Origin of the sequence: Leifsonia sp. 563, assembly GCF_040545055.1 — a bacterium.
Taxonomy (GTDB): domain Bacteria; phylum Actinomycetota; class Actinomycetes; order Actinomycetales; family Microbacteriaceae; genus Leifsonia.
In genome coordinates this window covers 218,137-234,737 of record NZ_JBEPLE010000001.1, presented here as the reverse complement: position 1 = coordinate 234,737, position 16,601 = coordinate 218,137, and the positions used below count along the sequence as shown (strand labels likewise).

Sequence of the window (16,601 nt, the reverse complement as noted above, 5' to 3'; positions counted from 1 at the left end):
TCACAGCGCCTTGAAGTGATCGAACGGCTCGCCGCACGACCGGCAGACGAACAGCGCCTTGCAGGAGGTCGACCCGAAGTGCGCCACCTCGCGCGTATCGAGCGAGTCGCAGTGCGGGCACTTGACCGACATGCTCAGACGGACCGGGCCCGCGGCCGACGGCGGAGCGATGCCGTACTCCTTGAGTGCGCTGCGGCCTTTCGCGCTGATCCAGTCGGTGGTCCACGCGGGCGACAGCACGAGCCGGACGCGCACGTCGCCGAACCCCTCCGCGGCCAGGGCGCGCACGACGTCCTCGCGGATCGCATCCATCGCCGGGCATCCCGAGTACGTCGGCGTGATGACGACCTCGACGCCGGTGTCCGAGACGGTCACCTCGCGCAGCACGCCCAGGTCGTCGATGCTGAGCACCGGCACCTCGGGGTCCACCACGGCTGCGACCGCCGACCACGCCCGCGCGGCGTCCGCGTGATGCGTCACCACGACGCCCCCGGATGCTGGCGGGCGAGCACTTGCAGTTCGGCGAGCAGCGGCGCGAGATACTCGGAGTGGCGGCCCAGGCGGCCACCGCCGGCCGCATGGAAGGCGGTCGGCGGCTCCAGCTGCGCCTCCGCGAGCACGGGGGCGACCTCCGCCTCGAACGGCTCCCGCAGCGACGACGGCCGCACGGCGACGCCGTCGAGCGCGGCGAACAGGTCGTCGTCTCCGGCCGCGTCGTCCGAGAACAGCTCGTCGACGTACGGCCAGACGTCCTCCATCGCGCGCAGGGTGCGGCGGCGCGACTCGTCCGTCCCCAGCGCGAGGCGCAGCATCCACTGGTCCGCGTGGTCGCGGTGGTAGTCGACCTCCTTCACCGCCTTGGCGGCGACGCCGGCGAGCACCGGATCGGTGGATGCGCGCAGCCGCTCGTACAGCGGGTGCAGATAGTGCGCGGCGGCGAACTGGCGGACGATCGTGTGCGCGAAGTCGCCGTTCGGCTGCTCGAACAGGTGCGCAGAGCGGAACCCGGTCTCGTCGCGCCAGTAGGCCAGGTCGTCCTCGGTTCGTCCCGTCGCCGAGCCGGCGTAGCGCAGCAGCGAGCGGGCGTGGCCGAGCAGGTCGAGGGCGATGTTCGCGACGGCGACATCCTCCTCCAGCTCGGGCGCGCGGGTGATCCAGCCGCCCAGGCGCTGCGCCAGGATGAGCGCGTCGTCGCCCAGCCACATCGCGTACTCGGCGACCTCGGGCGAGGCCGGGGCGTCGGCGGAGACGAACTCCTCGGAGAGGACGACGGCGCTGAGCTCGACGTGGCCGTGGTCGGCGTCGGCATCGGCGAGGTCGTGGTCGGTGTCGGTCACAGGTGCTTCACCCCCTCGGCGGCGGTGTAGTAGGTGGCGTGGCGGAAGTTCTTGCCCTCCGGCGCGGTGAAGAAGGCATCCTTCGCGTCCGGGTCGCTCGCGGTGATCAGGTCGGAGCGCACCACCCAGATCGAGACGCCCTCGCCGCGCCGGGTGTACAGGTCGCGGGCGTTCCGCACCGCGAGCTCCTCGTCGGGGGCGTGCAGTGAGCCGACGTGCACGTGGCTGAGGCCGCGCGAGGCCCGGACGAAGACCTCCCACAGCGGCCACGGCTCGGCGGTCATGCGTCGGCCTCCGCGGTCTCGCGGGCCGAACGCTGCTTCTCGGCGTACGCGGCCGCCGCCTCCCGCACCCAGCGGCCGTCCTCGTGCGCCTCGCGCCGACGCTGCAGACGCTGCGCATTGCAGACGCCGCGGCCGGCGATGACCTCCTGGAGCTCGCTCCAGTCGATCGGGCCGAGGTCATACGCCTGGCGCTCCTCGTTCCAGCGGAGCTCCGGGTCGGGCAGCGTGACGCCGAGCGCCTCCGCCTGCGGGACGAGCATTGCGACGAAGCGCTGACGCAGGTCGTCATTCGAGAAGCGCTTGATCTTCCACGCCATCGAGCGGGCCGAGTTGGGGGAGTCGCCGTCGGGCGGCCCGAACATCATCAAGGACGGCCAGTACCAGCGGTTCACCGCATCCTGGGCCATCCGCTGCTGCTCGCCGGTGCCGTGCATGAGAGTCAGCAGGATCTCGAAGCCCTGTCGCTGATGGAACGACTCCTCTTTGCAGATGCGGACCATCGCTCGGCCGTACGGCGCGTAGGAGCAGCGGCAGAGCGGCACCTGGTTGCAGATCGCGGCGCCGTCGACCAGCCAGCCGATCGCACCGATGTCGGCCCAGCTGAGCGTCGGGTAGTTGAAGATCGACGAGTACTTGGCGCGGCCGGAGAGCAGCTGCTCGGTGAGTTCGTCGCGCGTGATCCCGAGGGTCTCGGTCGCCGAGTAGAGGTAGAGCCCGTGGCCCGCTTCGTCCTGCACCTTGGCCATGAGGATCGCCTTGCGCTTCAGGCTCGGGGCGCGCGTGATCCAGTTGGCCTCCGGCTGCATCCCGATGATCTCGGAGTGGGCGTGCTGCGACATCTGCCGGATGAGCGTGCGGCGGTAGTCGTCGGGCATCCAGTCGCGCGGCTCCATGCGGGAGTCGGAGGCGATCAGCTCGTCGAAGCGTGCCCGGCCGTCGGTGTCGGTTGGCGCCTCTGTGGTGGTGGTCATCGTCGACCCTCTCCTCGCAGATCACTACTTACTGATCGTTCGTTCAGTATATCCACGAGAGGGGCGCGCGTGCCAGACTGGGCGCGTGACCGAGACGCTCCGCTCCGACGCCCTGCGCCGAGGGCGGCCCGGCTACGACCAGCGGGGCATCCTCGAGGTCGCGGTCGCCGCGTTCAACGAGCACGGCTACGACGCGACCTCCATCGGGATGCTGGCCGACCGCCTCGGGCTGTCGAAGTCGGCGATCTATCACCACGTCTCATCCAAGGACGAGCTGCTCGCCCTCGCGCTCGACGAAGCCCTCGACGGGCTGGAGGGCGTGCTGCGGGCGCCCGAGGCGACGACCGGGCCAGCGGCCGACCGGCTCGCGTACGTGCTGCGTGGCGCGGTGCGGGTGCTCGCCGACCGCCTGCCGTACGTGACGCTGCTGCTGCGCGTGCGCGGCAACACCGAGGTGGAGCGGGCGGCGCTGGCCCGTCGCCGCGCGTTCGACCACGCGGTCGCCGAACTGGTGGCCGAGGCACGGGCCGAGGGCTCCTTGCGCACCGACGCGGATCCCGCGGTCGTCGCGCGCCTCCTCTTCGGCATGATCAACTCCCTCACCGAGTGGTACACCCCGTCCGGCCCCCTGACCCCCGACGACCTCGCCGACACCATCCTCGCCCTCGCACTCCGCTGACCCGCGATTCCGCCCCCCGTCGAGTCCGCAAACTTTGCACGTTTTCGGGGCGCGCGGCGTGCAAAGTTTGCGGACTCGACGGTGGGGCTATTTGGCTACGAGAGTCAGGACGTCGTAGGTGGCGACGAGCTCGTCGTGCTGGTTCAGGATGCGCGCATCCCACCGCACCTCGCCGTAGTCGTCGGTCTCGCGCGGCGTGATCTGCTTCGCCGTCAGGGCAACGCGGATGCTGTCGCCGGGCACGACGGGCGTCAGGAACCGCAGGTCCTCCAGCCCGTAGTTGGCGAGCACCGGCCCCGGCGCCGGGTCGACGAACAGTCCGGCCGCCCACGACACAAGCAGGTACCCGTGCGCCACCCGCCCGGGGAAGAACGGGTTCGCGGCCGCGGCCTCCTCATCCATGTGCGCGTAGAACGTGTCGCCCGTGAACGCCGCGAACGTCTCGATGTCGTCGAGCGTGATCTGCCGCGAGCCGGACTGCACCTGGTCGCCGATCCGCAGTGTCGCCAGCGACTTGCGGAAGGGATGCGGCGGCTCGGCCGACGCGGCGGCACCGGGATGCCACACCCCGGTGATCGCGGTGAGCAGATCCGGAGACCCCTGCAGCGCCGTCCGCTGCATGTGGTGCAGCACCGCGCGGATCCCGCCCAGCTCCTCACCGCCTCCGGCTCGCCCCGGCCCGCCGTGCACCAGGTGCGGCATCGGGGAGCCGTGCCCTGTGGAGGTGCGGGCGTCGTCGCGGTCGAGCACCAGGATGCGCCCGTTGTAGGCCGCAGAGCCCAGCACGAACGTGCGCGCGAACTCCGGGTCGTGCGTCGCCACGCTGGTCACGAGCGACCCGCCGCCGCGCGCGACCAGCGCGACCGCTTCCTCCGCCGTGTCGTACGACAGGACGCTCGCGACCGGCCCGAACGCCTCGATGGTGTGCGCCTCCGGCGTCCACGCGTCGGCGAACCTCAGCAGCACCGGCGCGACGAAGGCACCCTCCGGGGAGACGCCGGTCGTACCGTCGGCCCGCACGACGGTCGGCTGGTCGAGTCCGCCGAGCACCAGCTCGCCGCCCGCCGCGACGAGCCGCCCCACCTGGCGCAGCACCTCCTCGCGCTGCGTGCGCGAGGCGAGCGGCCCCATCGTCACGCCCTCGGCGCGCGGATCGCCGATCACGACGCGCGCAGCGATGCGGTCGCGCACCGCCGCGATCACGGAGTCCGCGAGCGGGGCCGGGACGATCGCCCGGCGGATGGCCGTGCACTTCTGCCCGGACTTGGCCGTCATCTCGACGACCAGTCCCTTCACGTACGCGTCGAACTCCGGCGTCCCGGCGACGGCATCCGGCCCGAGCACCGACGCGTTGATCGAGTCGGTCTCGCTCGTGAACCGCACCCCGCCGGTCTGCACCGAGTCGTGCGCCTTCAGGCGTTCGGCGGTGGATGCGGACCCCGTGAACGCGACAAGGTCACCGAGCCGCAGGTGGTCGAACAGGTCGGGGACCGATCCGCTCACCAGCTGCAGGGAGCCCGCGGGCAGGAGCCCGGACTCGACCATGATCCGCACGGCGGCCTCGGCCACGAACGCGGTCGGGGTGGCCGGCTTGACGAGCGTCGGCATCCCGGCGAGGAAGGACGGCGCGAGTTTCTCCAGCATCCCCCAGACCGGGAAGTTGAAGGCGTTGATCTGCACGGCGACGCCCGGCAGCCGGGTGTACACGTGGCGGCCGAGGAAGCTGCCGTCCTTCGACAGCTGCTCGGCGGGGCCGTCGAGCACGACCTGCGCGTTGGGCAGCTCGCGTCGTCCCTTCGAGCCGTACGTGAACATCGCGCCGATGCCGCCGTCGACGTCGATCCAGGCGTCGGCGCGGGTCGCGCCGGCTTGGGCGGACAGCTCGTACAGCTCGTCCTTGCGCTCGGTGAGTGCCTGCGCGAGCTGCTTGAGCAGTAGCGCGCGCTGGTGGAACGTCAGCGCGCCGAGGGAGCGCTGCCCGACGGTCCGGGCGTGGTCGAGCGCGCCCGCGAGGTCGAGGCCGGCGGTGCTGACCCGCGCGATGACGGCGCCGGTGGAGGCGTCGAGCACCTCGGCGGCACCGCCCTCGGTACCGTCCTCAGTGGCGCCGCCGGCAGCACCGACCGCGGATTCGGGCGTCCACCATTCATCGCGGATGTAGCTGGGCAGGATCATCGAAGGCCTCCTCGAGTGGATGCGTATGCTGGCGGCATGGCCGACGGCGACTGGACGATCGAACTGGGTGAGCTCGACGTGAAGATGGGGGTGCGCATCCTGGAGCAGTCCGCGGAGCGCGTGGTGGCGACGATGCCGGTCGAGGGCAACCGCCAGTCGTTCGGGCTGCTGCACGGCGGCGCGTCGGTCGCGTTCGCGGAGGCGCTCGGGTCGTGGGCGGCCGTCATCCACGCCGGTCCCGGGCGCAGCGCGGTCGGCGTCGACATCAACGCGACCCACCACCGGGCGGCGCGGTCGGGCGTGGTGACCGGGGTCGCGACGGCGATCCGGCTGGGTCGTACCATCGCGTCGCACGAGATCGTCATCACCGACGAGGACGGCAACCGGCTCTGCACGGCGCGCATCACGAACCTCATAGTGGACGCTCCCGGGCGGTAGGGACCGGCGACCCGTCCTCACCCCAGGCGAAGAATCCCTGGCCGGACTTCCGGCCCAGCATCCCCTCGGCGACCATGCGCCGGAGCAGCTCGGGCGGCTCGAAACGCGGCCCCAGCTCGCGGGCGAGGTACTCGGCGATGTCGAGCCGCACATCCAGCCCGACCATGTCGGTGAGCCGCAGCGGACCGACGGGATGCTTGTAGCCGAGCTCCATCGCGGTGTCGATGTCGTCGGGGGTGGCGATGCCCTCTTCGACCATCCGGATCGCCTCCAGCCCGAGCAGCACCCCGAGGCGGGAGGAGGCGAAGCCGGGGGAGTCGCGTACGGTGATCGCGGTCTTCCCCAGCGCGCGCACCCACCGTTCGGCGGCCTCCCCAGCGGTGGCGGCGGTCGCGGTGCCCAGGACGACCTCCACGAGAGTGGATGCGGGGACCGGGTTGAAGAAATGCAGCCCCAAGAACGCGCCCGGCCGGGTTAGCCCCTCCGCCAGGGTGTCGATCGACAGAGACGATGTGTTCGTCGCGAGCACCGCATCCACCGGCAGCAGCTGCTCGGCGCGGGCGAGGGCCTCGCGCTTCAGGTCGAGCAGCTCGGGCACCGCTTCGATCGCGAGGCCCGCGCCGTTCAGCGCCTCCCAGGTCACGGTGACGAGCAGGCGCGCGGGGTCGGGGGCCGGGGAGCCGCGGCGGACGCTGCCCTCGACAGCGGTGAGGATGCGGTCCCGCGCCTCCGACGCGGCGGTCGCGTTCTGCTCGACCACGGCCACCTCCGCACCCGCCATGAGGAACGCGTGCGCGATGCCCGCGCCCATCCGTCCACCGCCGATCACGGCGACCCGTTCGGGCAGGCCTGTCGTGCTCATCTCCTGCTCCTCCGCTCCAGGAACTCGGTCATCCTCCGTCGCTTGTCCGGCGACTCGAAGAGCACCGCCTGCGCCTCGCGCTCGGCGGCAGGATGCCGCTCCGTGGGCTCGCGCAGCACGCGCTTGGTGAGGCGGGTCGCCTGCGGGTCGTTCGCGGCGATCCGGTCGGCCAGGGCGTGGGCCCCCGCCAGCAGCTCACCCGGCTCGAACAGGTCGCCGACGAGTCCTGCGGCCAGCGCCTCCTCGCCCGTCAGGATGCGCCCGGTCAGCACCAGCTCGGTGGCCAGCGGGAGACCGACGAGATGCGGCAGCCTCCACAGCGCGCCGGCGGCGGCGATGATCCCGAGGCCGGTCTCCGGGTTGCCGATGCGCAGACGCGGGGTGCCGATCCGCAGGTCGGCCGCGTAGGCGAGCTCCGCTCCGCCGCCCAGCGCGTACCCGTCGAGCGCGGCGATCACGGGCATCGGGAGCATCGCGATGCGGGTGAAGATCGTGTCGTTGATGCCGCTGGCGGCGTCGGCGGCGGTCCGTTCGCGCAGCTCGGCGATGTCGGCGCCGGAGGCGAACACGCCGTCCGACCCGGTGAGGATGAGGATGCGCGGCTGCACCTCCAGGGTCGCGCAGACGCGGTGCAGCTCGTCCACCATCTGCTGGTCGATCGCGTTGCGGCGCTCCGGCCGGTCGAGCGTGACCACGACCCGGTCGCCGCGCTCCTCGACCGCGAGGGTGCTGTATTCGGTCATACCGCCTCCACGATCAGCGAGGTGCCCTGGCCGACGCCCACGCACATGGTCGCGAGCCCGCGTCGTGCCCCCTCCCGCTCCATCCGGCCCAGCAGGGTGACGAGGATGCGCGACCCGCTCGAGCCGAGCGCGTGGCCGAGGGCGATGGCGCCGCCGTCCGCGTTGACGACCGCGGGGTCGAGCCCGAGACGGCGGATGCACGCGATGGCCTGGCTGGCGAACGCCTCGTTGAGTTCGACGGCGCCGAGGTCGGAGACGTCGAGCCCGGCCCGGGCGAGGGCCTTCTGTGTCGCGGGCACCGGACCGAGCCCCATGACCTCCGGGGCGACGCCGGCGCTCGCCGCGGCGACGACGCGGGCCCGGGGTTGCAGTCCGTACCGCTCGATGGCCGCTGCGCTCGCCACCACGATCGCCGATGCTCCGTCGTTCAGCGGCGACGCGTTGCCTGCGGTGACGACACTGCCGCCCGCGACGACCGGCTTCAGACGCGCCAGCGCATCCATCCCGGTGTCGCGGCGGATGCCGTCGTCGGCGGTGACCATGCCGGTCAGTGTCTCGACCGGCAGCAGTTCGGCGTCGAACCGTCCGCCGTCGGCCGCGGCCGCAGCTCGCCGGTGGCTCTCCAGGGCGAAGGCGTCGGCCTCCTCGCGCGTGATGCCGTCGATCCGGGCGACCTCTTCGGCCGTCTCGGGCATCGTGTAGGTCGCCTTGTCACGTTCGAGCAGGCGCGGGTTGGTGAACCGCCAGCCGATCGACGTGTCGTACTGCGGCCCGGGCTTCGCCCAGGGGCGTTCCGGCTTCGCCTGCACCCAGGGCGCGCGCGTCATCGACTCGACGCCGCCTGCGACCACCAGGTCCGCATCCCCGGCGCGGATCGCCTGCGCGGCTTGGATCACCGCGGTCAAGCCGGATGCGCACAGCCGGTTGACGGTCATGGCCGGCACCGCGTCGGGCAGCCCGGCGAGCAGGACGGCCATCCGGGCGACGTTGCGGTTGTCTTCGCCGGCCTGGTTCGCGGCGCCCAGGATCACCTCGTCGAGGGCATCCGGGGGAGCAGCCGCTCGGCGCACTGCCTCGGCGACGACGAGCGCGGCGAGGTCGTCGGGCCGGACGCCGGCCAGCGCGCCGCCATAGCGGCCGACGGGCGTGCGTACTCCGCCCACGAGGTAGGCCTCCGCCATCGCGCTCTCCCTCGAACCCGAATTACCGAACGAGCGTTCAGCAATTGCATCGTCGCAGAATCGCCGCCCCTGGGCAACCCGTCCGTCGGCTCCCGCCGGCGAGGGGTCGCAACACGCCGTTATCCGGCGCGCATAACGGCGTGTTGCGACCCACAGGAGTGGCCGTCAGCGCTGGTCGTGGTCCTCGAACACCAGCGACGTCTTCGTATCCCGCACCGACGGGATGCTCGTCAGCTCCTCCAGCACCACCCGCCGCAGGTCTTCGTTGTCGCGAGCCCGGACCAGCAGGATGACGTCGAAGTCGCCGCCGACGAGGGCGAAATGCTCCACCTCGGGGATTTGCCGCAGCCGGTCGCGCAGGTCGTGCCAGGCTGCCTGCTCCACGCGCATGGTCACGTACGCCGATGACCGGCGCCCGGACAGCCGCGGGTCGACCTTCGCGGTGAAGCCGGTGATGACGCCGTCCGAGACCAGCCGGGAGAGCCGCGCATACGCGTTGGCGCGCGACACGTGCGCCGCCTCCGCGACCGCCGTGATGGAGGCGCGGCCGTCGGCGCGCAGAGCGTCCAGGATGCGTACGTCGATGTCGTCCATGGTGCTGGACAGTCTGGCACTCGAACGCGCCCAGCGCATCCATTCGTCTCGACTCCGGCGCACCCGTAGCGTCCGGGGTCCAGCGAAGTCATCCTGATGATGAGCGACGTCTTTCAAAGGAGAACGGATGCACGCCGACGCACCGCTGCGGGCGGACGACCTGCTGCCGGGCGACACCCCGCTGCGGCTCATCGACCAGGACGGGTCCGCGGACCCGAGCGGCCACGCCGCCCTCGCGCAAGGCCGTGTCCCCGACCAGGACACCCTGCGGGACGGTTACCGCCGTCTCGTCCTCGCCCGCCGCCTCAACGACCAGGCCGACGCCCTTGTCCGTCAGGGCCGCCTCGCGGTGTACCCGTCGTCGCACGGCCAGGAGGCGTGCGAGATCGCCGCCGCGATGGTGCTCGGCGAGCAGGACTGGCTGTTCCCGACCTACCGTGACACCGTCGCGGTGATCGCGCGTGGCGTCGACCCGTTCGAGGCGTTCGTGCTCCTCCGCGGCGATTGGCACTCCGGCTACGACCCCAACCGGCACCGCGTCGCACCGCAGGCGACGCCGCTGGCGACTCAACTGCTCCATGCGGTCGGCTTCGCCCACGCGGCCCGCCTCCGCGGCGAGGACACCGTGGTGCTCGCGATGTGCGGCGACGGCGCGACCAGCGAGGGCGACTTCCACGAGGCGCTCAACTTCGCCGCCGTCTTCCACCTGCCCGTGGTCTTCCTGGTGCAGAACAACGGCTACGCGATCTCCGTGCCCCTCAGTCGGCAGACGGCCTCGCCGAGTCTGGCGCACAAGGGCGTCGGCTACGGGATGCGCGGGCGCCTCGTCGACGGCAACGACCTCGCCGCTCTGCTCGCGGTGCTCGGGGAGGCCGTCGAGGAGGCGCGCGAGGGCGGAGGCCCGACGCTCGTCGAGGCGGTCACCTACCGGGTCAAGTCGCACACCAACGCCGACGACGCCACCCGCTACCGCACCTCCGACGAGGTGGAGCCGTGGCTCGCGCGCGACCCGCTGCTCCGCCTGCGCGCCTGGCTGACCGCTCAGGATGCCCTCACCGAGGGCGACGACGCCGAGGCGCACGCGCACGCCGAGCGGGTCGCCGCTGACCTCCGCACGGCGATCATGGCCGACGCCGAACCGCATCCCGAAGACCTGTTCGCCCACGTCTACGCCACCCCGACCCCGCAGCTACGCGAGCAGGCCGAGCAGCTCGCCGCCGAGCTCCGCGCCGCCGACGCGGGCCACGCGGGCCAGCCGACCAGCCAGGAGGCCGCACGATGACGCTCATGCACGACGCTCCCGCCGAACGCCCGGCCGGCGCGGAACCGGAGCGTGCCGCATCCACCGCACCCGCCACCATGACGATGGCGCAGGCGCTCAACCGGGCCCTCGCCGACGCGCTCGCCGCCGACCCGTCCGTCGTCGTGTTCGGCGAGGACGTCGGCGCCCTCGGCGGCGTCTTCCGCATCACCGACGGGCTGACCGCCCGCTTCGGCGAGAGCCGCTGCTTCGACACTCCGCTGGCCGAGTCCGGCATCGTCGGCACGGCGGTCGGCATGGCCATGAACGGGATGCGCCCGGTCGTCGAGATGCAGTTCGACGCCTTCGCGTATCCGGCTTTCGAGCAGATCGTCGACCACGTCGCCAAGATGGGCAACCGGACGCAGGGCCGCGTGCGCCTTCCGATGGTCGTGCGCATCCCGTACGCCGGCGGCATCGGCGGGGTGGAGCACCACTCCGACTCGTCGGAGGCGTACTACGTGCACACGCCCGGGCTGACCGTGGTGTCCCCCGCGACCCCGCAGGACGCGTACGGGCTGCTGCGCGCCGCCATCGCGCATCCCGATCCGGTCATCTTCCTCGAGCCGAAGAAGCTGTACTGGTCGACCGGCGAGGTGGATGTGGAGGCGCCTCTCCCCGAGATCGGCCGCGCGCGGGTGGCCCGGGAGGGCGACGACGTGACGTTGATCGCGTACGGCCCGTCCGTGCCGGTCGCGCTCGCCGCCGCCGAGGCCGCGGCGGAGGACGGCCGCAGCGTCGGGGTCATCGACCTGCGGTCGCTCGTCCCGTTCGACGACGAGACCGTGTGCGCGGCGGTCCGCCGCACCGGCCGCGCGGTCGTCGTGGCGGAGGCGCCCGGTTTCGCCAGCATGGCGGCCGAGATCGTGGCGCGGGTGTCGGAGCGCTGCTTCCACCACCTGCTCGCGCCGGTGCACCGCGTGACCGGGTTCGACACCCCCTTCGCGCCGCCCAAGCTGGAGCGGTTCTACCTGCCCGACATCGACCGCGTACTGGATGCGGTGGATGCGCTGCAGTGGGAGGACGCATGACCGCGCGGGTGTTCACCCTCCCGGATCTCGGCGAGGGCCTGACCGACGCCGAACTGGTGCGGTGGCTGGTCGCGGTCGGCGACACCGTCGTCACCGACCAGCCGATCGCCGAGGTCGAGACGGCGAAGTCCGTCGTCGAGGTGCCGTCGCCGTATGCCGGGCGGATCGCCGCGCTGCACGGCGCGGAGGGCGAGAACATCCTGGTCGGCGCCCCGCTGATCGAGGTCGAGGAGGAGGCGGCGGAAGCGTCGGTGACCTCCAGCGGTTCGGGCGCGGTGCTGGTGGGGTACGGCACGACGGCGCACGCCGGTCGCCGGCCCCGCGCCTCCCGCACGGCGACGCTCGAGCCGCCCCGTGCGACCGCCGTCAAACCGCCCCGCCCGCACGTCGTGCCCGTCGTCTCGCCGGTCGTCCGCGCGCTCGCCCGCAGCCACGGCATCGACCTATCGACCCTCCGCCCGGGCCGCCCGGACGGCGTCGTCACGCGGCACGACGTGGAGGCGGCGCTGTCGGTGCGCACGCAGACGCCGGCGCGCGCATCCACCGCGTCCCCGTCGCCCACTGCTCCCGCGGCACCCGCCGCTCCCGCGGCACCCGCCGCTCCCGCGGAGACCGACCCGCGCACCGGCCTCACCGTGCGCGAGACGAGCGCGTTCTCGCGCCTGCGCCGCACGGTCGCCGAGACCATGACGCGCAGCCGCGCCGAGATCCCCGAGGCCACGGTCTGGGTGGATGTGGATGCGACCGAGCTGTGGGACGGGCGCCGTCGCCTCGCCCGAACGGGTCGCGCTCCCTCGTTCCTCTCTTTCGTGGCCCGGTTCGCCCTCACCGCGCTCGCCCGGCATCCCGAGCTCGCCGGACGCGTCACGACCGACGGGCAGGGCCTGCAGCTGTTCGAGGGCGTCAACCTGGGTTTCGCCGCCGACACCGACCGCGGGCTCCTCGTCCCGGTCGTCCGCCGGGCCGACCGGCTCTCCGTGCGCGAGCTGGACGCGGAGCTCGACCGTCTGGCGCAGGCGGCCCGCGAGGGCACCCTCCCGCCCGCCGATCTCGCCGGCTCGACGTTCACGATCAACAACTACGGAAGCCTGGGGGTCGACGGCAGCGCGGCGATCATCAACCACCCCGAGGTCGCCATCCTCGGCCTCGGCCGGGCGATCGAGCGGCCGTGGGTCGTGGACGGCGCGATCGTGCCCCGCCGCATCCTGCAGCTGTCGCTCGTGTTCGATCACCGGGTCACCGACGGGGGAGTCGCTGCGGGGTTCCTGCGCGACATCGCCGACGCGATCGAGTCGCCGCTCGGCGCGCTGGCGGACACGCCCGGCGCTGTCGCCGGCTGAGCGTAGGGTGGCGGCATGAGCGACAAGAAGAACGACGACGACTACGACCTCACCGAGGAGAAGGAGGTCGCGCCGGAGGAAAACATCGACTGGCTGCCGAAGCCGGAGCCGACCGACGGCGAGGCGCCCGCTCCCTGAGCCGTTCCGCGGGCGGGCCTAGGCTTGGGGGAGTGACTCCTCGCTCGTTCCCGCTCTGGCTCGCTCTCGTCCTTGCGCTCCTGTGCGGTGCGCTGGTCGCGCTGCAGTCCCGCGTCAACGGCGAGCTGGGGAGCCGGCTCGGTGACGGGTTCACCGCTGCCGCCATCTCGTTCGGCTCCGGCCTCGTGATCCTCACCGTCGCGCTGGCGATCGTGCCGGCCGGCCGACGAGGCCTGGCGCGCGTGCGTGACGCGCTCCGCGGGCGCGGTTTGCTCTGGTGGTACGTGCTGGGCGGCGCCGCCGGCTCGTTCCTGGTGCTCTCGCAGGGATTGACGGCCGCCGCGCTCGGCGTGGCGCTGTTCACCGTCGCGGTCGTGGCCGGTCAGACCATCAGCGGCCTCGTGCTCGACCGCGTCGGGCTCGGCCCGGGCGGCCGCCGCCCGCTGACGGCCGCACGACTCGTCGGAGCGCTGCTCGCCCTCGTCGCGGTCACCTGGGCGGTGTCCGCACAGTTCGGGGGCAGCGCCCCGGTGTGGATGATGGTGCTCCCGTTCATCGCGGGTCTCGGCACCGGCTGGCAGCAGGCGGTCAACGGCCAGGTCCGCGTCGTCGCCGGGAGCGCGCTGACGGCGACGTTCATCAACTTCGCCGTCGGCACGTCGGTTCTGCTGGTGCTCATGCTCGGACACTGGGCGCTGGCCGGACTCCCCGCACGCCTGCCGACGGAACCCTGGCTCTACATCGGCGGGGCGATCGGCTGCATCTTCATCGGGGTGACCGCGTTCCTCGTGCGGATCACCGGGGTGCTGCTGCTCGGGCTCGCCACGGTAGCCGGCCAGCTGGCCTCCGCCCTCCTGCTCGACCTGCTGCTGCCGACCGCAGGTCACACCCTCGCGTTCTCGACGATCGGCGGCACGCTGCTCGCGATCGTCGCGGTCGCCATCGCGAGCATCCGCTGGGGCTGGCGACGGCAGTCCGCCTAGTCCGCCGCCGTCAGGAAGCGCTCGGGATCGAGCGACCGGCGGTACCCCTCCTTGCTGTCCGCGGGGATGCCACCCACGTACAGCCAGCCGAGCAGCCGCTCGTTCTTCTTCAGTCCGTGCATCCTGTGCACCGCCTTTGACCGGGTGTGGTGGCCGGTCCGCCACATCACGCCCCAGCCCGCGTCGTGGAGCAGCAGGCTCAGGATGTGGGCGACTCCCGACGCCACAGCATCCTGCTCCCAGCCGGGCACCTTCTCGCTCTTCGTCCGCACGGACACGATCGCGATCAAGAGAGAGGAGCGCAGCGGCTTGGATGCGAGCTTCTCCGCCTCCGATCCGGTCGCCTTCGCATCCCGCACGAACGCCTGGCCGAGCCGCAGCCGCGCGTCTCCGCGGAGCTCGATCAGACGCCACGGGTGCAGCGCGCTGTGGTCGGCGACCCGGCCGGCCGCCGCCACCAGGGGCAGCAGCTCCTCGTGGGTCGGCGCGTCCGGCGTCACCCGCGAGTACGACCGGCGCGCGGCGACGCGCTCGGCGAGGTCGCCGGCGGAGCCCGCGGCCGTCGCGCCTGTCGTCATCAGGACTCCGGCGTGAAGTTCAGCGACAGCGAGTTCATGCAGTAGCGGTCGCCGGTCGGGGTGCCGAAACCGTCGGGGAAGACGTGCCCGAGGTGCGAACCGCAGGAGGCGCAGCGCACCTCGGTACGGACCATGCCGAGGCTGGTGTCCTCGATCAGCTGCACGGCCTCCGGGCGGACGGACTCGTAGAAGCTCGGCCAGCCGCATCCCGAGTCGAACTTGGTGCCCGACTTGAACAGTTCCGCGCCGCACGCCGCACAGGTGTAGAGGCCGGCGCGGCTCTCGTCGAGCAGCTCACCGGTCCACGGGCGCTCCGTCCCGGCCTCGCGCAGCACCGCGTACTGCTCGGGGGTGAGCTCCTCGCGCCACTCGTTCTCGCTCTTGGAGACCGTGTATCCGTCCTGGGCCGTCTCGTTCGTTGCCATGCCTCTCCCTTTCGTCGTCACCAGACTAAACGGCGACGCCGCGACGGCTGTTCCCGTTTCGTCCCGCGACGTGCCGGGAGGAAACGGGGAACACACAGGGCCTGCGCCCTAGGATGATGCGCGAGCGCGGGGCGCGACCGGCATGTCCGGCACCGTCCGGCGTCCGTGACGAGGGAAGGCGGTGCGCGTGACCCGGTCAGCCGACGAACGGCCTGCCGCCGACCGCGAGCCCTCGGACACGGACCAGCTGAGCGATCGGGATGCCGCGATCCTCGCGTTCGAACGCCAGTGGTGGCGTCACGCCGGAGCCAAGGAGCAGGCCATCCGCGAGGAGTTCGGTCTCTCGGCGGCTCGGTACTATCAGTTGCTCGGTGCGCTGATCGACCGCCCGGCCGCTCTCCGCCACGACCCCATGCTCGTCAAGAGGCTGCTGCGGCTGCGCGAGGCGAGGCTGGCCGCACGACACGCACGGACCCTCCCGTCCGGCGACTGACCCCGAGGACCGCATCCCCCGATGGCTGAGAAGTACCCCCGCGACAGGTTCGACGAGATCCCCGACGACCTGAAGCGCGTCGGCGCCCACCGAGCGCCGCGCCCGCGGGGCCGCGCATGGATGGCGGTGGGATGGGCGGCGCTCGCCACGATCGTGCTGGTCGGCGCCGGCATCTTCGGTCTCTCCGTCATCAACGGCAACATCTCCTTCCACGGGCCGTCTGCCTCGGCATCCCGCTCGCAGACGCCGACGCCCACCCCGACCCCGACGATCGTCCCGACCGTGAACCCCGCGCTGCAGGTCAACGTGCTGAACGGCACCTCGACGGAGGGCCTGGCGCAGACCGTCGGCGACAAGCTGAAAGCCGCCGGCTGGACGGTCAGCGCGCTCGCGAACGCCGACCGCAACGACCTGGCGACGACCATCGTCTACTACGGCAATCCCGCCAACCAGGCCGCCGCCCTCGGGGTCGTGCAGTCGCTGCCGGGCGCGACCATCCAGCAGAGCAATGCCTTCGACGACACGGGCGCGGACATCACCGTCGTGATCGGCGCGAACTACCAGGGCTGATCCGGGCTCCGTGACCGCCCGATCCCTTTGTTTCGCGCGTGTTTAACTTTCGCCTCATTTCGGAATCGATTCACGAAATCTCTGGCGTCGCCGCCTATTGAAAGCATTAGTATCGGGAGTCAACGTGCGGCGTCGGATCGCGCGAGCGACACAGCAATGGGAGTAATGCATGGCGAACGGGACCGTGAAGTGGTTCAACGCTGAGAAGGGCTACGGCTTCATCACCGTCGATGGAGGGGGACAGGACGTTTTCGTTCATTACTCCGCGATTGACATGAACGGATACAAGGTCCTCGAAGAGGGCCAGCAGGTCGTTTTCGAGGTCGGCACCGGGCAGAAGGGTCCGCAGGCCGAGTCGGTGCGGCTGGCCTGAGCACAGCGAACCAACGAATCTGTGGAGCGCCGTCCCCATCGGGGGCGGCGCTTCGCCGTTGCTCCCGGTGTTCGCCGGTCGCGGTGGACCTCGGTCGCAGGCTCCC

At 71.9% G+C, this 16,601-nt stretch carries 21 protein-coding genes; 10 read left to right on the top strand and 11 right to left on the bottom strand.

All coding sequences use genetic code 11. From position 1 onward, the window contains the following. Genes paaD through paaA form a run of 4 tightly spaced genes read right to left on the bottom strand, consistent with a single transcriptional unit; the run spans position 1 to position 2,592 of the window. On the bottom strand, positions 1 to 483 hold the full coding sequence (gene paaD / locus ABIC47_RS01145; protein ID WP_018191778.1) for a 1,2-phenylacetyl-CoA epoxidase subunit PaaD: 483 nt from the start codon (positions 481 to 483) through the stop codon (positions 1 to 3). Beyond that, a complete protein-coding gene (paaC, locus tag ABIC47_RS01140; RefSeq protein WP_354476521.1) occupies positions 477 to 1,337 on the bottom strand; it encodes a 1,2-phenylacetyl-CoA epoxidase subunit PaaC in 861 nt (286 codons plus the stop codon). Before paaC ends, paaD begins: the two co-directional genes overlap by 7 nt. Then, complete coding sequence (gene paaB / locus ABIC47_RS01135; protein WP_354476519.1) at positions 1,334 to 1,621, bottom strand: 1,2-phenylacetyl-CoA epoxidase subunit PaaB; 288 nt, start codon at positions 1,619 to 1,621, stop codon at positions 1,334 to 1,336. The genes paaC and paaB overlap by 4 nt, the downstream gene beginning before the upstream one ends. After that, positions 1,618 to 2,592, bottom strand: coding sequence for a 1,2-phenylacetyl-CoA epoxidase subunit PaaA (paaA, locus tag ABIC47_RS01130; protein ID WP_354476517.1), 975 nt, complete (start codon positions 2,590 to 2,592; stop codon positions 1,618 to 1,620). Before paaA ends, paaB begins: the two co-directional genes overlap by 4 nt. 85 nt (positions 2,593 to 2,677) lie before the next feature. On the opposite strand from paaA, the gene ABIC47_RS01125 reads away from it, so the two are divergent. Further along, on the top strand, positions 2,678 to 3,271 hold the full coding sequence (locus ABIC47_RS01125) for a TetR/AcrR family transcriptional regulator (RefSeq protein WP_354476515.1): 594 nt from the start codon (positions 2,678 to 2,680) through the stop codon (positions 3,269 to 3,271). 87 nt (positions 3,272 to 3,358) lie between these two features. On the opposite strand, the gene paaZ is transcribed toward ABIC47_RS01125, so the two are convergent. Then, positions 3,359 to 5,446 (bottom strand): phenylacetic acid degradation bifunctional protein PaaZ, encoded by a 2,088-nt coding sequence (paaZ, locus tag ABIC47_RS01120; protein ID WP_354476513.1) that lies wholly within the window; start codon positions 5,444 to 5,446, stop codon positions 3,359 to 3,361. A 36-nt stretch (positions 5,447 to 5,482) separates the two neighbouring features. Here paaZ and ABIC47_RS01115 point away from each other — a divergent pair, with 36 nt between their 5' ends. Further along, complete coding sequence (locus ABIC47_RS01115) at positions 5,483 to 5,884, top strand: PaaI family thioesterase (RefSeq protein ID WP_089876846.1); 402 nt, start codon at positions 5,483 to 5,485, stop codon at positions 5,882 to 5,884. On the opposite strand, the gene ABIC47_RS01110 is transcribed toward ABIC47_RS01115, so the two are convergent. The 4 genes from ABIC47_RS01110 to ABIC47_RS01095 all read right to left on the bottom strand — a co-directional run bounded on the left by ABIC47_RS01110 (position 5,859) and on the right by ABIC47_RS01095 (position 9,264). After that, positions 5,859 to 6,746 (bottom strand): 3-hydroxyacyl-CoA dehydrogenase family protein, encoded by an 888-nt coding sequence (locus ABIC47_RS01110; protein ID WP_354476511.1) that lies wholly within the window; start codon positions 6,744 to 6,746, stop codon positions 5,859 to 5,861. The two genes, ABIC47_RS01115 and ABIC47_RS01110, sit on opposite strands and share 26 nt — an antisense overlap. Beyond that, entirely contained in the window at positions 6,743 to 7,489 is a 747-nt protein-coding gene (locus ABIC47_RS01105) for an enoyl-CoA hydratase/isomerase family protein (RefSeq protein ID WP_354476509.1), read from the bottom strand. Before ABIC47_RS01105 ends, ABIC47_RS01110 begins: the two co-directional genes overlap by 4 nt. Beyond that, positions 7,486 to 8,670 (bottom strand): thiolase family protein, encoded by a 1,185-nt coding sequence (locus ABIC47_RS01100; protein WP_354476507.1) that lies wholly within the window; start codon positions 8,668 to 8,670, stop codon positions 7,486 to 7,488. The genes ABIC47_RS01105 and ABIC47_RS01100 overlap by 4 nt, the downstream gene beginning before the upstream one ends. Before the next feature lie 165 nt (positions 8,671 to 8,835). Next, the gene (locus tag ABIC47_RS01095) at positions 8,836 to 9,264 is read right to left on the bottom strand and encodes an Lrp/AsnC family transcriptional regulator (RefSeq protein WP_018191768.1); all 429 of its coding nucleotides are present in this window, start codon (positions 9,262 to 9,264) and stop codon (positions 8,836 to 8,838) included. A 127-nt stretch (positions 9,265 to 9,391) separates the two neighbouring features. Here ABIC47_RS01095 and pdhA point away from each other — a divergent pair, with 127 nt between their 5' ends. The 5 genes from pdhA to ABIC47_RS01070 are packed head-to-tail and all read left to right on the top strand — an operon-like array spanning position 9,392 to position 14,056. Further along, entirely contained in the window at positions 9,392 to 10,546 is a 1,155-nt protein-coding gene (pdhA, locus tag ABIC47_RS01090) for a pyruvate dehydrogenase (acetyl-transferring) E1 component subunit alpha (RefSeq protein WP_354476505.1), read from the top strand. Then, the gene (locus ABIC47_RS01085; protein WP_354476503.1) at positions 10,543 to 11,595 is read left to right on the top strand and encodes an alpha-ketoacid dehydrogenase subunit beta; all 1,053 of its coding nucleotides are present in this window, start codon (positions 10,543 to 10,545) and stop codon (positions 11,593 to 11,595) included. Before pdhA ends, ABIC47_RS01085 begins: the two co-directional genes overlap by 4 nt. After that, a complete protein-coding gene (locus ABIC47_RS01080; RefSeq protein WP_354476501.1) occupies positions 11,592 to 12,935 on the top strand; it encodes a dihydrolipoamide acetyltransferase family protein in 1,344 nt (447 codons plus the stop codon). The genes ABIC47_RS01085 and ABIC47_RS01080 overlap by 4 nt, the downstream gene beginning before the upstream one ends. A gap of 15 nt (positions 12,936 to 12,950) precedes the next feature. Further along, positions 12,951 to 13,073 (top strand): hypothetical protein, encoded by a 123-nt coding sequence (locus tag ABIC47_RS01075; protein WP_018191764.1) that lies wholly within the window; start codon positions 12,951 to 12,953, stop codon positions 13,071 to 13,073. 32 nt (positions 13,074 to 13,105) lie between these two features. Then, complete coding sequence (locus tag ABIC47_RS01070) at positions 13,106 to 14,056, top strand: DMT family transporter (protein WP_354476499.1); 951 nt, start codon at positions 13,106 to 13,108, stop codon at positions 14,054 to 14,056. Here ABIC47_RS01070 and ABIC47_RS01065 read toward each other — a convergent pair. Together ABIC47_RS01065 and msrB are read right to left on the bottom strand one after the other, a co-directional pair. Then, entirely contained in the window at positions 14,053 to 14,634 is a 582-nt protein-coding gene (locus ABIC47_RS01065) for a nitroreductase family protein (RefSeq protein WP_354476497.1), read from the bottom strand. The genes ABIC47_RS01070 and ABIC47_RS01065 overlap by 4 nt on opposite strands. Beyond that, on the bottom strand, positions 14,634 to 15,059 hold the full coding sequence (gene msrB, locus ABIC47_RS01060; protein ID WP_354476495.1) for a peptide-methionine (R)-S-oxide reductase MsrB: 426 nt from the start codon (positions 15,057 to 15,059) through the stop codon (positions 14,634 to 14,636). Before msrB ends, ABIC47_RS01065 begins: the two co-directional genes overlap by 1 nt. Before the next feature lie 181 nt (positions 15,060 to 15,240). Between msrB and ABIC47_RS01055 the strand changes: the two genes are divergently transcribed. The 3 genes from ABIC47_RS01055 to ABIC47_RS01045 all read left to right on the top strand — a co-directional run bounded on the left by ABIC47_RS01055 (position 15,241) and on the right by ABIC47_RS01045 (position 16,495). Then, the gene (locus ABIC47_RS01055) at positions 15,241 to 15,552 is read left to right on the top strand and encodes a DUF3263 domain-containing protein (RefSeq protein ID WP_018191760.1); all 312 of its coding nucleotides are present in this window, start codon (positions 15,241 to 15,243) and stop codon (positions 15,550 to 15,552) included. A 21-nt stretch (positions 15,553 to 15,573) separates the two neighbouring features. Beyond that, positions 15,574 to 16,122: a LytR C-terminal domain-containing protein gene (locus tag ABIC47_RS01050; RefSeq protein WP_018191759.1), complete on the top strand. Its 549-nt coding sequence runs from the start codon at positions 15,574 to 15,576 to the stop codon at positions 16,120 to 16,122. 169 nt (positions 16,123 to 16,291) lie between these two features. Further along, positions 16,292 to 16,495 (top strand): cold-shock protein, encoded by a 204-nt coding sequence (locus ABIC47_RS01045; RefSeq protein ID WP_018191758.1) that lies wholly within the window; start codon positions 16,292 to 16,294, stop codon positions 16,493 to 16,495. Positions 16,496 to 16,601: the final 106 nt, after the last annotated feature.

Bases quoted from the DNA above. Each gene is read 5' to 3' on its own strand.
- ABIC47_RS01095 (WP_018191768.1), bottom strand. From the start codon at position 9,264: ATGGACGACATCGACGTACGCATCCTGGACGCTCTGCGCGCCGACGGC.
- ABIC47_RS01075 (WP_018191764.1), top strand. From the start codon at position 12,951: ATGAGCGACAAGAAGAACGACGACGACTACGACCTCACCGAGGAGAAG.
- ABIC47_RS01085 (WP_354476503.1), top strand. From the start codon at position 10,543: ATGACGCTCATGCACGACGCTCCCGCCGAACGCCCGGCCGGCGCGGAA.
- ABIC47_RS01100 (WP_354476507.1), bottom strand. From the start codon at position 8,670: ATGGCGGAGGCCTACCTCGTGGGCGGAGTACGCACGCCCGTCGGCCGC.
- ABIC47_RS01115 (WP_089876846.1), top strand. From the start codon at position 5,483: ATGGCCGACGGCGACTGGACGATCGAACTGGGTGAGCTCGACGTGAAG.
- ABIC47_RS01065 (WP_354476497.1), bottom strand. From the start codon at position 14,634: ATGACGACAGGCGCGACGGCCGCGGGCTCCGCCGGCGACCTCGCCGAG.
- paaZ (WP_354476513.1), bottom strand. From the start codon at position 5,446: ATGATCCTGCCCAGCTACATCCGCGATGAATGGTGGACGCCCGAATCC.
- ABIC47_RS01110 (WP_354476511.1), bottom strand. From the start codon at position 6,746: ATGAGCACGACAGGCCTGCCCGAACGGGTCGCCGTGATCGGCGGTGGA.
- paaB (WP_354476519.1), bottom strand. From the start codon at position 1,621: ATGACCGCCGAGCCGTGGCCGCTGTGGGAGGTCTTCGTCCGGGCCTCG.
- msrB (WP_354476495.1), bottom strand. From the start codon at position 15,059: ATGGCAACGAACGAGACGGCCCAGGACGGATACACGGTCTCCAAGAGC.
- ABIC47_RS01080 (WP_354476501.1), top strand. From the start codon at position 11,592: ATGACCGCGCGGGTGTTCACCCTCCCGGATCTCGGCGAGGGCCTGACC.
- ABIC47_RS01050 (WP_018191759.1), top strand. From the start codon at position 15,574: ATGGCTGAGAAGTACCCCCGCGACAGGTTCGACGAGATCCCCGACGAC.
- ABIC47_RS01105 (WP_354476509.1), bottom strand. From the start codon at position 7,489: ATGACCGAATACAGCACCCTCGCGGTCGAGGAGCGCGGCGACCGGGTC.
- paaA (WP_354476517.1), bottom strand. From the start codon at position 2,592: ATGACCACCACCACAGAGGCGCCAACCGACACCGACGGCCGGGCACGC.
- ABIC47_RS01045 (WP_018191758.1), top strand. From the start codon at position 16,292: ATGGCGAACGGGACCGTGAAGTGGTTCAACGCTGAGAAGGGCTACGGC.
- pdhA (WP_354476505.1), top strand. From the start codon at position 9,392: ATGCACGCCGACGCACCGCTGCGGGCGGACGACCTGCTGCCGGGCGAC.